Below are 15,005 nucleotides of genomic sequence, written 5' to 3' on the forward strand. Positions count from 1 at the left end.
TGCGCCGCTGCTTGTCTGTTCTCTGTCTGTCCATCGCCCGGACCTCCCGCCCTGTTGATCATGACGAGTAGTCTCGCTCGTGAAACAAGGCCAGGGAATGACGCCTCTGGCTGACCGGTTACACCACAACAGGGCGCATACCAACAAAGCCAGGCTCAGCGACCATTCGGCGGCCCATTGCATCTGGTACAGGAACAACAGGTCGAGCGCGACCAGAACCAGTGCACCCACGATCCAGCCGAGCACCCGGAACCACCACAAGCCGAGGTCGAACAGACGGAAACGCAGAATACCCAGCGCCACTCCGCCATAGATCACCAGAAACAGCAGAAAGCTGTACCCTTGAAGCGAGCCGGTGTCGACCTCGATCAGCTGAGGCACCATGATGAGCAGGACGAACAGGCCGATGCCGACCAGCCAGGAAAGCAGAAACCAGCGCAGCGCGGCCCGTGCCACCGGGTCGCGGTCAGAGCGCACCCACTGGACGGCAGCCAGCGCCGTCACCGCCAGCAAGGCCAGGAACACGGGTACCCGGCGCGCCAGCATCATCGACTCGAACACCCCCTGCGCCTGCAACAGAAACCAGGCCGCATAGGCGCCGATGATCAGGGGCCCCAGCCCCCGCCTGCCGATACGCCGCGGATACACCAGCAAGAGCGCCACCATACTGCCGCAGAACAACAAGCCGCCGCCAAAGTTCATGGTCTTCAGAAGCAGCAGCTCGGAGAGCGGGATGGCCAGCTCGCGCGTGGTGTAGACGGCGGCCCCCGGTGCAAACATGAGCACAGTGGCCCCGTTGAGCAGCAGATAGCGTGCGGCCACATTGTGCGGCCGAAACGCCCAGACGCCGGCGGCGATCATCCAGGCAGAAAGCCCGACCGCCCATTGCACCCAGAAATCAGCGGGAAGATCCCATACCGGCCGGTATGCCCCCTGCACAAGCGGTATGTGCTGCCCTTGCACCGTGAGCAGCCTGAATCGGGAATCCGCCTGAATCAGCGCCAACAGCCCCTGGTTCTGCAAAAATCGGCGGTATTCCGTGTAATTGGCCAGATTGCCATCAGGCTCGATGATCAGATCGAGCGCCTCGAAGTGGTGCCTGTGCGCACCGCCCTCGGCTGCAGTGAGCAGCGTGCCCACAGGGACGCCAGCAGCTGGCCCGCGACTGGCGGTTACCCGCACGGCGCCGGCAGCCTGATCCCAGGACAGGCCCAGACCCAGCCAGGGCTGCCACAGCGCGAGCCACAGTGTGGTACCCAGGACCAGCAGCCCCAGCATCAGGGCACCGGCAAAGCGGGTTGCCGGTACGAGACCGGACCGTCTGTTGATCAAGGATACCGCGTGAAAGGCTATTTCACGTCGCGCTCGACAGAACCCGAGTACAGCTGGCGCGGCCGGCCGATCTTGTAGTCGGGGTCGGAGAGCATCTCGTTCCATTGCGCAATCCAGCCCACGGTACGCGCCAGGGCGAAGATTGCGGTGAACAGCGACGTTGGAATGCCGATGGCGCGTTGCACGATCCCCGAATAGAAATCCACGTTCGGGTACAGCTTGCGCTCGACGAAATAGGGGTCTTCGAGGGCGATGCGCTCGAGCTCCATCGCCAGTTTGAAGAGCGGATCGTCCTGCAGGCCCAGGGCGTCGAGCACTTCGCGGCAGGTTTCCTGCATGAGCTTGGCGCGCGGGTCGTAGTTCTTGTAGACCCGATGGCCAAAGCCCATCAAGCGGACCCCCGAGGTTTTGTCCTTGACCTGCTCCATGAACTGCCCGACCTTCTCGACCCCACCGTTGGCCAGCAGGTGTTCGAGCATGTTCAGGCAGGCCTCATTGGCCCCGCCATGCGCCGGCCCCCACAGGCACGCGACCCCGGCAGCAATCGCCGCAAACGGATTGGTGCCCGATGAGCCGCACAGGCGTACCGTGGACGTCGAGGCGTTCTGTTCATGGTCTGCATGCAGGATGAAGATGCGATCCAGCGCACGCTCGACCACGTCGTTGACGACGTACTCATCGCAGGGTGTGGCAAACATCATGCGCAGGAAATTACCCGTATAGGACAGGTCGTTCTGCGGATAGATGAAGGGCTGCCCGACCGAATGCTTGTAAGCCATGGCGATCAGCGTGGGCATCTTGGCAATCAGGCGAATTGCCGAGACCTCGCGGTGCCGCGGATTGGTGATGTCGGTGGAATCATGGTAGAAAGCCGACAGCGCGCCCACCAGCCCCGTCAGGACAGCCATCGGATGGGCATCGCGGCGGAACCCCTGCAGAAAGGTGTGCATCTGTTCGTGCACCAGCGTGTGATGCGTGACCAGATGATCGAACTCGCCTTTCTGCTGTGCAGTGGGCAGTTCACCATTCATGATCAAGTAGGCGACCGAAAGAAAATCGCAATGATGCGCAAGCTGGTCGATTGGATAGCCGCGATAGAGCAACTTGCCTTTTTCACCATCGATGAACGTAATGGCCGACTCGCATGACGCCGTTGCCATGAACCCCGGATCATAGGTGAACATGCCGGTCTGGCCGTACAGCTTGCGGATGTCGATCACTTCGGGGCCTATCGTCCCCTGATAGATGGGAAACTCAACAGAGGGTCGGCCATCGGTAAACGCCAGGGTGGCTTTGCTATCGGATAACTGCATGGGGGTTTCCTTTGTAATTACAGCGACTTCATCTGCCCGACAAGACGCCGGATATCCGGCTGGTCCCAGACGCCCGAAAGATCCGCGCGCCCCAGGAGCACATCGAGCAAGGCATTGTCGTCCATTTCGAACAACTGTGTCAGGGCCTGCACGTCGGCTTCGGTCAGGCGGGCCTCGAAGGCATCGAGAAAACGCGTGAGAATGAGATCGTTTTCCAGCAGGCCGCGGCGCGCGCGCCAGCGCAGGCGCGCGCGCGCGAGTTCAGACAACGAATCGGACATGCCGGCCCCTCAGACCGTACGGCGCACGAGCATTTCCTTGATCTTGCTGATGGCCAGCGATGGGTTCAGGCCCTTCGGACAGACATCGGTGCAATTCATGATGGTGTGGCAGCGGAACAGGCGATAGGGATCCTCGAGGTCGTCGAGGCGTTCGGCCGTCGCGTCATCGCGGGAATCGGCAATGAAGCGATAGGCCTGCAGCAGGCCGGCTGGCCCCACGAATTTGTCGGGGTTCCACCAGAACGACGGGCAGGCCGTGGAACAGCAGCCACACAGGATGCATTCATACAGGCCGTTGAGTTCCTCGCGCTCTTCGGGCGACTGCAGACGCTCTTTCTCGGGCGGCGGGGTATCGTTGATGAGAAATGGCTTGATCGAGTGGTATTGATCGAAGAAGAACGTCATGTCGACGATCAGGTCGCGCACCACGGGCAGCCCCGGCAGGGGCTTGAGCACGATGGGCTCTTTGAGGGTGCGCAGATTGGTGGTGCAGGCCAGACCATTCTTGCCATTGATGTTGATGGCATCCGAGCCACAGACCCCTTCGCGGCAGGAACGCCGCAAGGCGAGGCTGTCATCGACCTCGTTCTTGATGCGCAGGATGGCATCGAGCAGCATCTTGTCGGTAGGCTGCAGCTCGACCTCGATCTTCTGCATGTAGGGCCGCTCGTCCTTGTCGGGGTCGTAACGGTAGATCTCGAATTTCATGGTACGTTTTTCACTCATGGCAATATCCAGTCAGAAGGTGCGCGGCTTGGGTGCGATGGTGTCCACCGTGAGCGGCTTCATGCGTACCGGCGCGTAGTCGAGCCGGTCGTCGGGCGAGAACCACAACGTATGCCTGAGCCAGTTCTCGTCATCACGCTCGGGGTAATCGTCCAGGGCATGCGCCCCGCGCGACTCGAGGCGATTGGCCGCCGACCGGGTGGTTGCCCGCGCGACTTCGATCATGTTGGTGAGCTCGAGTGCCTCGATGCGCGCCGTGTTGAAGACCTTGGACTTGTCGGCGTAATACACCGAATCCACCTCGGACACCATGTCGGCGATCACCTTCTCGCCCTCTTTGAGCACATCCAGTGTGCGGAAGACACCGCAATGCCCTTGCATGGCCACCTGCATCTTGTGGATCACATCCTGGGTCCGTTCACCCGATGTACGCGCCTCGAGGCGGTTGACCCGATCGAGCGAGGCTTCGATGTCGGTATCGGGCAAGGGTTCATGTTCGTGCTGGCGCTCGGGATGCTGATTGACGATGAAGTTGCCCGCCGAGCGGCCGAACACCACGATGTCCAGCAAGGAGTTGGTACCCAGGCGATTGGCCCCGTGCACCGATGTGGCCGCGCATTCGCCGATGGCATACAGGCCCTTGACGATCTGCTCTTCGCCGTTGACGCGCGTAAGGACCTGACCATGGTAATTGGCCGGTATGCCGCCCATCTGGTAGTGAATGGTCGGTACCACCGGGATCGGATCCTTGATGGGGTCTACGTTGGCAAATTTGATGGCCAATTCGCGGATGGCTGGCAGCCGCTTCATGATGGTCTCGGCGCCCAGGTGATCGAGCTTGAGCAGCACGTAGCTGCCATCGCCGCAGCCACGGCCTTCCTTGATTTCCTGATCCATCGAGCGCGAGACGAAGTCGCGTGGCGCCAGATCCTTGAGGTGCGGCGCATAGCGCTCCATGAAGCGCTCGCCGTCCTTGTTGAGCAGGAAACCGCCCTCACCGCGCACGCCTTCGGTGATCAACACCCCCGCACCCGCGACCCCGGTCGGATGAAACTGCCAGAATTCCAGATCCTGCAGCGGGATGCCGGCACGCGCGGCCATGCCCAGACCATCGCCCGTATTGATGAAGGCGTTCGTGGTGGATGCCCAGATGCGCCCCGAGCCGCCGGTGGCCAGCACTGTATGCTTGGCTTCAAGCACATAGATCTCGCCGGTTTCCATTTCGAGCGCCGTGACGCCCAGGATATCGCCCGCATTGTTGCGCAGCAGATCGAGCGCCATCCATTCGACGAAGAATTGCGTGTGGGCGGCCACATTGCGCTGATAGAGTGTATGCAGCATGGCATGGCCGGTGCGGTCGGCCGCCGCACAGGCCCGCTGCACAGGGGTTTCGCCGAAGTGCGAGGTATGGCCGCCGAAAGGGCGCTGGTAAATCGTGCCGTCGGGATTGCGATCGAAGGGCATGCCGAAGTGCTCGAGTTCGTAGACCACGCTGGGTGCCTCGCGCACCATGAACTCGATGGCGTCCTGGTCGCCCAGCCAGTCGGACCCCTTGATCGTGTCGTACATGTGCCATTGCCAATGGTCTTCGCTCATGTTGCCGATCGAGGCGCTGATGCCACCCTGGGCTGCCACGGTATGCGAGCGGGTCGGAAAGACCTTGGAGAGCACGGCCACCGACAGGCCGGCCTGGGATAACTGCAGCGCGCAGCGCAGACCGGCCCCGCCGGCGCCCACCACCACGACATCGTACTGGCGGCGAGGGAGTGATTTCTTGACAGCTGTCACGTTAGAGACTCCAGAGAACTTGACCAAAGAAGACCACGGCGGCCACCAGCCACAACGCCGTCAGGACTTGCAGGAACAGGCGCAGACCATCGGAATGGGCATAGTCCATCCAGATGTCGCGGACCCCGATCCAGGCGTGCCAGGCCAGGGAAAGAAAAGCCAATGTGGCCAGCAGCTGACCCAGCGGCAGGGTACCCACCGTGAATGTGAAGAAGGCACGCCAGGATTCGAAATCCAGTTGCGGGACGAACACCGCATACAGGACCAATATGAGGGTATAGACCGCCATGATGACGGCAGTGGCCCGCTGGACGATGAAATCCCGCGTGCCATAGTGTGCGCCCACCACCAGGCGCCGGCGACCAATGCGTTCGTGACCCATTACCAGGCTCCAAAAAGTTTCAGTCCGAAGATGACCGTGAGCACCAGCGCCACACCGATGACCACGGCCCCCGAGCGTTGTGAGGCTTCACGATCGACCCCCATGTGCAGATCGAGCGTGAGATAGCGGATGCCGGCACAGAAATGATGGAAATATCCCCACATGAGCACCAGCAGCACCAGCTTGCACAGCGGGTTGGCGACCCAGGCCTGCATGCTGGCGAAGGTGTCGGGCGATTGCACGCTTTGTGCGAACAAAGGCACCAGAACGACGGGCAGGGCCAGGAACAGCAGGGCGCCGCTGATGCGGTGCAGGATGGACGCCTGCGCAGCGGGTGGCTGCTTGATGCCGAACAGCAGATCCTTCAACCCCAGGTTGCGGAACTGCGGGCGCGGCTTGGTGACTGAGTCAGACATGATGGCCTCGTAGGTAATGGAAAAGACAAAGCGGTTCGGCATCCGGTATTTTGACGCATCCGGCGCTCAATTCAAACTGTTGCGGTAATGGTGATGCTCAGTGACATAGTGGCCTCTGCGCAATTCCATGGGGCGATCGCCATAGGTATAGGCGACCCGCTCGACCTGCAACAGGGGGCTGCCAGGCGGGACCCGAAGGTAGTCGGACAAGGCCGGGTCGGCTGCGACCGCACGCAATTTTTCTTCGGCGCGCACCATGCTGACGCCAAATTCGGTTTCAAAGAAAGCATACACCGGACCCTGGAAGCGCAACAGGGATTCGAGGGCAAGACCCTTGAAAATGCTGCCGGGCAGCCAGATATCGTCGAAAATCGTGGGGATGTCATTGAAGGACAGCACCCGGCGCAGGTTGACCACGGCATCGCCCGGGCGCAGTTCGAGCGCCATGGCCACGTCGGCACTGGCGCGCAGGCGGCGACAATCGAGCAGCCGGTTGCTCGCTACCGGCTGATGGCCGTCATCGGGTGCCAGGCGCAGGAAACGGTAGCGCACCCTGGGCTCGCTGTGCGTGGCGACGAAGGTGCCCTTGCCCTGGCGCCGGATCAGGAGATTATCGGCCGCCAGATCGTCGATGGCCTTGCGCACGGTACCCTGGCTGACCTGGAATCGTGCCGCCAGATCGAGTTCACTGGGGATGGCCTCGCCGGGCTTCCATTCGCCGCGATCGAGGCCCTGCAGAATGAGCCCCTTGATCTGCTGATACAGTGGACTGAAGGCAGCGCCATGGGCAGGGCGGCCAGGTGGTTGTGAACGGTCGATCAATGCGGTTTCGGACATGGAGTGAGCAGTGCGGCAGCGCAACCCTCTGGCAGGCTGAAGACACGGCATTTTCGCACTTTGGACCCCTACTGTCCAACACTCTTCTGTCTTATATAAGATATAAGACCCTTGACGAACAATAGTGGAATACACTATCCTTTTTCGCGCCTTCCGGCCAACCCCCTCATTCAATCGGAGAAAACCATGACCAAACCCGCCATGCGTGTTGCTGTCACCGGAGCCGCTGGCCAGATCGGCTATGCATTGCTTTTTCGCATCGCTTCGGGTGCCATGCTTGGCCCGGACCAGCCCGTGATCCTGCAATTGCTCGAGATTCCCGATGAACGCGCCCAGCAGGCACTCAAGGGGGTGATGATGGAGCTCGAGGACTGCGCCTTTCCACTCCTGGCCGGCATGAGCGCGCACAGCGATCCACGCACGGCCTTTGCGGACGCCGACATCGCCCTGCTGGTGGGCGCCCGGCCCCGCAGCAAGGGGATGGAACGCAAGGATCTGCTGCAGGTCAACGCGCAGATCTTCACGGCCCAGGGCAAAGCCCTGAACGAAGTGGCCAGCCGCAATGTCAAGGTGCTGGTCGTGGGCAATCCGGCAAATACCAATGCCTACATTGCGATGAAATCCGCGCCCGACCTGCCGGCCAGGAACTTCACGGCCATGCTGCGCCTGGACCACAACCGCGCCCTGTCGCAGATCGCTGCAAAGACCGGCAAGGCCGTGGCCGACATCCGCCAGCTGGTCGTCTGGGGCAACCACTCGCCCACCATGTATCCCGACACCCGCTTTGCGACCATCGACGGCCAGCCCGTGCAGGCCTTGATCAACGACGAGGCCTGGATCCGCGATACCTTCATCCCCACAGTCGGCAAGCGCGGCGCGGCCATCATCGAAGCCCGCGGCCTGTCCTCGGCCGCATCGGCCGCCAACGCCGCCATCTGCCATGTGCGCGACTGGATGCTGGGCAGCCAGGGCCAGTGGGTTACGATGGGCGTACCCTCCGACGGCTCGTATGGCATTCCCGAAGGCATCATCTATGGCGTGCCCGTGATCACCGAAGGCGGCGAATACACCCGCGTCGCAGGGCTGGATATCGACGCCTTCTCGCGCGAGCGCATGGATCACACGCTGAACGAACTGCTCGAAGAGCGCGACGGCGTGGCCGACCTGCTCAAATAACCCGGAGACCCCGTCATGACCCGACCGACCTCACCTGGCGCCCTGCTGCGCCAGGCGCTCAAAGACGAATCGCCCCTGCAAGTCATCGGCACCATCAATGCCCACCATGCCCTGCTGGCGAAACGCGCCGGCTACCGTGCCATCTATCTTTCCGGCGGGGGTGTCGCAGCCGGCTCGCTGGGCATGCCGGATCTGGGCATCAACACGCTCGACGACGTGCTCACCGACATCCGCCGCATCACCGATGTCTGCGACGTGCCGCTGCTCGTGGATATCGACACGGGCTTCGGACCCTCGGCCTTCAACATCGCGCGTACCGTCAAGTCGCTGATCAAGTTTGGCGCAGCCGGCTGCCATATCGAGGACCAGGTCGGCGCCAAGCGCTGCGGCCATCGCCCCGGCAAGGAAATCGTCACCACCGAAGAAATGGCCGATCGTGTCAGGGCGGCCGCCGATGCGCGCACCGATACGGATTTCTACCTCATCGCACGCACCGACGCCATCGCCGTCGATGGCGTGGACGCCGCGCTCGAGCGGGCCCACGCCTGCGTGGAGGCAGGCGCCGATGCCATCTTTGCCGAAGCCTCGTACGATCTCGATACCTATCGCCGATTTTCTCAGGCACTGCCGGTCCCGGTACTGGCCAACATCACCGAATTCGGCCAGACCCCGCTGTTCTCGGTCGATGAACTGGCCAGCGCCGGCGTCGACATCGTGCTCTACCCGCTGTCGGCGTTCCGCGCCATGAACAAGGCGGCCGAGACGGTGTACGAAGCCATCCGCCGCGACGGCCACCAGAAGAACGTGATCGATCTCATGCAGACGCGCGAAGAACTCTACGACCGGATCGGTTACCACCGCTACGAGCAGCAGCTCGATGCCCTGTTTCAGCAAGGCAAGGGCAAGTGACATTCATCTGGGCGTCACACACTGCCCATGCCTACCAGGAGACCCTACACCATGGCAAGCAAGAAATCTCCCGCCAATACCCCGACGTCGAACGAAGCTGCGCCCGCGGCGGGCTTCAAACCCAAGAAGTCCGTTGCCCTCTCGGGTGTCGCGGCCGGCAACACGGCCCTGTGCACGGTGGGCCGCAGCGGCAATGACCTGCATTACCGGGGTTATGACATTCTCGATATCGCCGAAGCCTGCGAATTCGAAGAAGTCGCGCATCTGCTCATTCATGGCAAACTGCCCAACAAGGTCGAACTGGCAGCCTACAAAGAAAAGCTGCGCCGTCTGCGTGGCCTGCCCCTGCAGGTGCAGACCGTGCTCGAGTCCCTGCCGGCGGCCAGCCATCCCATGGACGTCATGCGCACGGCCGCATCGGCGCTGGGTTGCGTGCTGCCCGAAAAAGACGACCACAACGCGCCCGATGCACGCGACATTGCCGACCGGCTGATGGCCAGCCTGGGTTCCGCCCTGCTGTACTGGTATCACTACAGCCACAACGGCCGCGTGATCCAGGTCGAAACCGATGATGACAGCATTGGCGGGCATTTCCTGCATCTGCTGCATGGCGAGACACCCGGCGACGACTGGGTACGGGCCATGCACACCTCGCTGATCCTGTACGCCGAGCATGAATTCAATGCCTCCACCTTCGCCGGGCGGGTCATTGCCGGCACGGGCTCGGACATGTACTCGGCCATCTGCGGGGCGATCGGCGCCCTGCGCGGCCCCAAGCACGGCGGTGCCAACGAGGTCGCCTTCGAGATCCAGAAACGCTACGACAGCGCAGACGAGGCCGAGGCCGACATCCGCAGGCGGGTCGAGGCCAAAGAGGTCATCATAGGCTTCGGGCACCCGGTCTATACCGTCTCCGATCCACGCAACCAGGTGATCAAGGCCGTTGCAAAGCGCCTGTCCAAGCAGGCGGGTTCGACCCGGATGTTCGACATCGCCGAGCGTCTCGAGACCGTGATGTGGGACAGCAAGAAAATGTTCCCCAATCTCGACTGGTTCTCCGCCGTGTCCTATCACATGATGGGCGTGCCCACGGCCATGTTCACACCACTGTTCGTGATTGCCCGCACCGCCGGCTGGTCGGCGCACATCCTCGAACAGCGGGTCGACAACAAGATCATTCGCCCCACGGCCAACTACACAGGGCCTGAAGATCTCAAGTTCGTTCCGCTGGCGAAACGCAAATAAGCCGCAACTCTTCAAAGGAAACCTTATGTCTGCGACTATTTCCAACGTCCGCCCCCAGCCCGATCAGGTTCTGGTGGATATCGTCGACTACGTGCTCGACTACCGGATCGACAGTGCCCTGGCCCTGGAAACCGCGCGCAACTGCCTGATCGACACCCTGGGCTGCGGGCTCGAGGCGCTCGAATACCCGGCCTGCCGCAAACTGCTGGGGCCGGTCGTGCCCGGTACCCAGGTGCCCAATGGCGCCAAGGTGCCCGGCACCCAGTTCCAGCTCGACCCGGTGCAGGCCGCCTTCAACATCGGCGCGATGATCCGCTGGCTCGACTTCAACGACACTTGGCTGGCCGCCGAATGGGGCCACCCGTCCGACAACCTCGGCAGCATCCTCGCGGTGGCCGACTGGCTTTCACGTACGGCCGTGGCAGCGGGCAAGGCGCCCCTGACCATGCGCGACGTGCTCGAGGCGATGATCAAGGCCCACGAAATCCAGGGTTGCATTGCCCTGGAAAACTCGTTCAACAAGGTCGGGCTCGATCACGTGGTGCTGGTCAAAGTCGCTTCCACGGCGGTCGTGGCGCAGATGCTGGGCCTGTCACGCGAGGAAATCATCAATGCGGTCTCGCTCGCCTGGGTCGATGGCCAAAGCCTGCGTACGTATCGTCATGCCCCCAACACGGGCAGCCGCAAGTCCTGGGCGGCGGGCGATGCCACCAGCCGCGCCGTGCGCCTGGCCCTGATCGCACGCACGGGCGAAATGGGCTACCCGTCGGTACTGACTGCACCGACCTGGGGTTTCTACGATGTGCTCTTCAAGGGCCAGCCGTTCAAGTTCCAGCGGCCCTACGGCACGTACGTGATGGAAAACGTGCTGTTCAAGATTTCGTTCCCGGCCGAATTCCACTCGCAAACGGCTGTCGAGTGTGCGATGCAGATCCACGAGCGGCTCAAGGAAACCGGCAAGAGCGCCGAAGACATCCGCAAGATCACCATTCGCACCCATGAGGCCTGCATCCGCATCATCGACAAGAAGGGCCCGCTGCACAACCCGGCCGATCGCGACCACTGCATCCAGTACATGGTCGCCGTACCGATTCTGTTCGGGCGTCTCACGGCCGCCGACTACGAAGACAGCGTGGCGGCAGACCCGCGCATCGACACCCTGCGCGACAAAATGGTCTGCGTCGAAGACCCCGCCTTCACGCGCGACTACCACGATCCCGAAAAGCGCTCGATCGCCAACGCCCTGACAGTCGAATTCAACGACGGCACGACGCTCGACGAGATCGTGTGCGAGTACCCCATCGGCCACAAGCGGCGCCGAGCCGAGGGCATCCCGCTGCTCGAAGACAAGTTCCGCATCAATCTGGCGCGCCAGTTTCCCGAGCGTCAGCAGCAGCGCATCCTGGATGTGTCCCTCGACCAGGCCAGGCTCGAGGCCATGCCGGTGCAAGAATACGTCGACCTGTATGTCATCTGATCCAGCACACGCCGGCGCCCGGGCAGTCACCCACGAGCCTGCGGCACGACGCTTCGTGCACGTCGAGGCCGGCCACGTCTGCGTGCTCGAGTACGCGCTGCGCGATGGCGTCGCGACGTTCCATCACACTGAAGTCCCGCCCGCGGTGGGCGGGCGCGGTGTGGCGGCGGACCTGGTGCGCACGGGGCTCGAAACCGCGCGTGCCCAGGGCTGGTCGGTACGCCCCACCTGCTCTTACGTGGCGGCGTACATGCGCCGCCACCCCGAGTATCAGGATCTGCTCGCCCGCTGAGCCCGCCTGCAGCCATCACGGCCCTTCCGACAGCGCGGCGCCTCTGCCCGGATGCGGGTAGCAGTCCGCACGACTGGCCCGTCGCCAGGTTCGTCATGAACACGGCAACAGTCTTATATCTTATATAAGACTGTTGCCGACATGACCGGCTTGCCCTACAATGGCGCCGATTCCACAACCTGCCCCGGGGCTTTCCATGCTTGACTCCTACCGCCGCGAAGCGGCCGCCCGTGCCGCGATCGGCATTCCTCCCCTTCCCCTGACAGCCCGACAGACCGCCGACCTCATCGATCTGCTCAAGAACCCGCCCGTTGGCGAAGAAGCCTTCCTGCTGGACCTCTTCACCCATCGGGTACCTGCCGGGGTGGATGACGCAGCGCAGGTCAAGGCCTCTTATCTGGCGGCGCTGGCGCACGGCCACGAAACCTGCCCACTCATCGACGCCCGGCAGGCCACGGAACTGCTGGGCACCATGCTGGGCGGCTTCAATATCGGCGCCCTGATCGAATTGCTCGATCACCCCGGGGTCGGCGCTACCGCCGCCGAGGGGTTGAAGAAAACCCTGCTGGTCTTCGACGCCTTTCATGACGTCGAAGAGAAGGCCCAGGCCGGCAATGCCCTGGCACGCGAAGTGCTGCAAAGCTGGGCGGATGCCGAGTGGTTCACCAGCCGGCCCGATGTCCCCGAAAGCCTGACCCTCACGGTGTTCAAGGTCACCGGCGAGACCAACACCGACGACCTGTCGCCCGCACCCGATGCCTGGAGCCGCCCCGACATCCCCTTGCACGCCCTGGCCATGTTGAAGAACCCGCGCGAGGGCATCCAGCCCGACGCGCCGGGCCAGGTCGGCCCCATCCAACTGATCGATGAGCTCAAGGCGCGCGGCCATCTGGTCGCCTATGTGGGCGACGTGGTCGGCACGGGTTCATCGCGCAAGTCGGCAACGAACTCGGTGATCTGGCACACCGGCGAGGACATCCCTTTCGTGCCCAACAAGCGCTATGGTGGCGTATGCCTGGGCGGCAAGATCGCACCCATCTTCTACAACACCATGGAAGACTCGGGCGCCTTGCCCATCGAACTGGACGTCTCGAACATGCACATGGGCGACACGATCGAACTGCGTCCATTTGAAGGCACTGTCCTCAAGGACGGCCAGGTCATCGCCCGATTTTCACTCAAGTCCGAGGTTTTGCTCGATGAAGTCCGCGCAGGCGGGCGGATCCCGCTCATCATCGGACGCGGCCTCACGGCGCGTGCGCGCACTGCGCTGGGCCTGCCGCCCACCACGCTGTTCCGGCTTCCCGAAGCACCCGATGATACCGGCAAGGGTTACACCGTGGCACAGAAAATGGTGGGGCGTGCATGTGGCCTGCCCGAAGGCCAGGGCGTGCGCCCAGGTACCTACTGCGAACCGCGCATGACATCGGTGGGCAGCCAGGACACCACCGGCCCCATGACGCGTGATGAACTCAAGGACCTGGCCTGCGTCGGTTTTTCGGCCGACCTGGTGATGCAGTCCTTCTGTCACACGGCCGCCTACCCCAAGCCCGTAGACGTCAGGACCCACCACGAACTGCCGGCCTTCATCAGCACCCGCGGCGGCGTGTCACTGCGCCCCGGCGATGGCATCATCCACTCGTGGCTGAACCGCATGCTGCTGCCCGATACGGTGGGTACGGGCGGCGATTCGCACACCCGCTTCCCGATCGGCATCAGCTTTCCAGCCGGCTCCGGGCTGGTTGCGTTTGCGGCAGCCACCGGCGTCATGCCGCTGGACATGCCGGAATCGGTGCTTGTGCGCTTCAAGGGCGACATGCAGCCCGGGGTCACCCTGCGGGACCTGGTCAATGCCATCCCCTTGTACGCCATCCGTGCGGGTTTGCTCACGGTCGAGAAAAAAGGCAAGAAAAATGTCTTTTCGGGGCGTATCCTCGAAATCGAAGGGCTGCCCGATCTCAAGATCGAGCAGGCTTTCGAACTCTCCGACGCGTCGGCCGAGCGCTCGGCGGCCGCGTGCACGGTGCGCCTGAACAAAGAGCCCATCATCGAGTACCTGAACAGCAATATCACGCTGCTCAAGTGGATGATCGCCAATGGCTATGAAGATGCCCATACCCTGTCGCGCCGCATCCAGAACATGCAGGCCTGGCTGGATGACCCGCAACTGCTGGCACCCGATGCGGATGCCGAATACGCGGCCGTCATCGAGATCGACCTGGCCGACATCACCGAACCGATCGTGGCCTGCCCGAACGACCCGGATGATGTGAAGACGCTTTCGGATGTTGCCGGCACACCCATCGACGAGGTCTTCATCGGCAGCTGCATGACCAATATCGGCCACTTCCGCGCAGCCGCCAGGCTGCTGCAGGGGCAGCGCGACCTGCCATCGAGGCTGTGGGTGGCGCCACCCACCAGGATGGATGCCGGCGAACTGACCAAAGAAGGCCACTACGGCACGTTTGGTACCGCCGGCGCGCGCATGGAAATGCCGGGCTGCTCATTGTGCATGGGCAATCAGGCCCAGGTGCGCGAAGGCGCCACCGTGTTTTCCACGAGCACCCGCAATTTCCCCAACCGGCTGGGCAAGAATGCCAATGTCTTTCTGGGCTCGGCCGAACTGGCGGCCATCTGCTCGCGGCTGGGGCGTATTCCGACACGGGCCGAGTACCTCGAGCACACGGGCCTGCTCGCTGCCGAGGGCGAGGCGATCTATCGCTACATGAACTTCGATCGCCTCGAAGACTACACCGCCGTCGCCGACACGGTGAGTGCCTGAAGCGGGCTGCGCGGCCACGGGGTCCACGACATCGTGGCCGCGGTACACT

Annotated in this window: 13 protein-coding genes and 1 pseudogene; 6 read left to right on the forward strand and 8 right to left on the reverse strand. The window is 62.8% G+C overall.

Features of this window, described 5'->3' with window-relative positions; genetic code table 11:
* From WCY17_RS01960 to WCY17_RS01995, 8 genes and pseudogenes are all read right to left on the reverse strand, one after another.
* Nucleotides 1–1,332: pseudogene (locus WCY17_RS01960) on the reverse strand (hypothetical protein); the annotation flags it as partial.
* Nucleotides 1,333–1,349: 17 nt separating this feature from the next.
* Entirely contained in the window at nt 1,350–2,645 is a 1,296-nt protein-coding gene (gltA, locus tag WCY17_RS01965; protein WP_372700490.1) for a citrate synthase, read from the reverse strand.
* Nucleotides 2,646–2,662: 17 nt separating this feature from the next.
* Nucleotides 2,663–2,926: a succinate dehydrogenase assembly factor 2 gene (locus WCY17_RS01970; protein WP_372700491.1), complete on the reverse strand. Its 264-nt coding sequence runs from the start codon at nt 2,924–2,926 to the stop codon at nt 2,663–2,665.
* Between the two features lie 9 nt (nt 2,927–2,935).
* A complete protein-coding gene (locus WCY17_RS01975; RefSeq protein WP_372700492.1) occupies nt 2,936–3,652 on the reverse strand; it encodes a succinate dehydrogenase iron-sulfur subunit in 717 nt (238 codons plus the stop codon).
* A 12-nt stretch (nt 3,653–3,664) separates the two neighbouring features.
* On the reverse strand, nt 3,665–5,440 hold the full coding sequence (sdhA, locus tag WCY17_RS01980; RefSeq protein WP_372700493.1) for a succinate dehydrogenase flavoprotein subunit: 1,776 nt from the start codon (nt 5,438–5,440) through the stop codon (nt 3,665–3,667).
* A gap of 1 nt (nt 5,441) precedes the next feature.
* On the reverse strand, nt 5,442–5,822 hold the full coding sequence (sdhD, locus tag WCY17_RS01985) for a succinate dehydrogenase, hydrophobic membrane anchor protein (protein WP_372700494.1): 381 nt from the start codon (nt 5,820–5,822) through the stop codon (nt 5,442–5,444).
* Nucleotides 5,822–6,238 carry a succinate dehydrogenase, cytochrome b556 subunit gene (gene sdhC, locus WCY17_RS01990; RefSeq protein ID WP_372700495.1) on the reverse strand — a complete coding sequence of 139 codons (417 nt, stop codon included), beginning with the start codon at nt 6,236–6,238 and terminating at the stop codon, nt 5,822–5,824. Before sdhC ends, sdhD begins: the two co-directional genes overlap by 1 nt.
* Nucleotides 6,239–6,304: 66 nt before the next feature.
* Nucleotides 6,305–7,075 (reverse strand): GntR family transcriptional regulator, encoded by a 771-nt coding sequence (locus WCY17_RS01995; protein WP_372700496.1) that lies wholly within the window; start codon nt 7,073–7,075, stop codon nt 6,305–6,307.
* 186 nt (nt 7,076–7,261) lie between these two features.
* Here WCY17_RS01995 and WCY17_RS02000 point away from each other — a divergent pair, with 186 nt between their 5' ends.
* The 6 genes from WCY17_RS02000 (at nt 7,262) to acnB (ending at nt 14,956) form a co-directional block, all read left to right on the forward strand.
* Nucleotides 7,262–8,251, forward strand: a complete 990-nt coding sequence (locus WCY17_RS02000) for a malate dehydrogenase (protein WP_372700497.1) — start codon at nt 7,262–7,264, stop codon at nt 8,249–8,251.
* Between the two features lie 15 nt (nt 8,252–8,266).
* On the forward strand, nt 8,267–9,160 hold the full coding sequence (gene prpB, locus WCY17_RS02005; RefSeq protein ID WP_372700498.1) for a methylisocitrate lyase: 894 nt from the start codon (nt 8,267–8,269) through the stop codon (nt 9,158–9,160).
* 27 nt (nt 9,161–9,187) lie between these two features.
* Nucleotides 9,188–10,405, forward strand: coding sequence for a 2-methylcitrate synthase (gene prpC / locus WCY17_RS02010; RefSeq protein ID WP_372700499.1), 1,218 nt, complete (start codon nt 9,188–9,190; stop codon nt 10,403–10,405).
* A 25-nt stretch (nt 10,406–10,430) separates the two neighbouring features.
* A complete protein-coding gene (locus WCY17_RS02015; RefSeq protein ID WP_372700500.1) occupies nt 10,431–11,882 on the forward strand; it encodes a bifunctional 2-methylcitrate dehydratase/aconitate hydratase in 1,452 nt (483 codons plus the stop codon).
* Nucleotides 11,872–12,174, forward strand: a complete 303-nt coding sequence (locus WCY17_RS02020; RefSeq protein WP_372700501.1) for a GNAT family N-acetyltransferase — start codon at nt 11,872–11,874, stop codon at nt 12,172–12,174. Before WCY17_RS02015 ends, WCY17_RS02020 begins: the two co-directional genes overlap by 11 nt.
* Nucleotides 12,175–12,370: 196 nt before the next feature.
* A complete protein-coding gene (gene acnB / locus WCY17_RS02025) occupies nt 12,371–14,956 on the forward strand; it encodes a bifunctional aconitate hydratase 2/2-methylisocitrate dehydratase (protein WP_372700502.1) in 2,586 nt (861 codons plus the stop codon).
* Nucleotides 14,957–15,005 lie beyond the last annotated feature (49 nt).

It is taken from the genome of Castellaniella sp. (genome assembly GCF_041677825.1).
In the GTDB taxonomy this organism is placed as follows: Bacteria; Pseudomonadota; Gammaproteobacteria; order Burkholderiales; family Burkholderiaceae_B; genus Castellaniella.

Coding starts and splice junctions, on each gene's coding strand:
- prpB (WP_372700498.1), top strand. CDS start 8,267: ATGACCCGACCGACCTCACCTGGCGCCCTGCTGCGCCAGGCGCTCAAA.
- sdhC (WP_372700495.1), bottom strand. CDS start 6,238: ATGTCTGACTCAGTCACCAAGCCGCGCCCGCAGTTCCGCAACCTGGGG.
- WCY17_RS02020 (WP_372700501.1), top strand. CDS start 11,872: ATGTCATCTGATCCAGCACACGCCGGCGCCCGGGCAGTCACCCACGAG.
- WCY17_RS01975 (WP_372700492.1), bottom strand. CDS start 3,652: ATGAGTGAAAAACGTACCATGAAATTCGAGATCTACCGTTACGACCCC.
- WCY17_RS02015 (WP_372700500.1), top strand. CDS start 10,431: ATGTCTGCGACTATTTCCAACGTCCGCCCCCAGCCCGATCAGGTTCTG.
- gltA (WP_372700490.1), bottom strand. CDS start 2,645: ATGCAGTTATCCGATAGCAAAGCCACCCTGGCGTTTACCGATGGCCGA.
- prpC (WP_372700499.1), top strand. CDS start 9,188: ATGCCTACCAGGAGACCCTACACCATGGCAAGCAAGAAATCTCCCGCC.
- WCY17_RS02000 (WP_372700497.1), top strand. CDS start 7,262: ATGACCAAACCCGCCATGCGTGTTGCTGTCACCGGAGCCGCTGGCCAG.
- WCY17_RS01995 (WP_372700496.1), bottom strand. CDS start 7,075: ATGTCCGAAACCGCATTGATCGACCGTTCACAACCACCTGGCCGCCCT.
- sdhD (WP_372700494.1), bottom strand. CDS start 5,822: ATGGGTCACGAACGCATTGGTCGCCGGCGCCTGGTGGTGGGCGCACAC.
- WCY17_RS01970 (WP_372700491.1), bottom strand. CDS start 2,926: ATGTCCGATTCGTTGTCTGAACTCGCGCGCGCGCGCCTGCGCTGGCGC.
- acnB (WP_372700502.1), top strand. CDS start 12,371: ATGCTTGACTCCTACCGCCGCGAAGCGGCCGCCCGTGCCGCGATCGGC.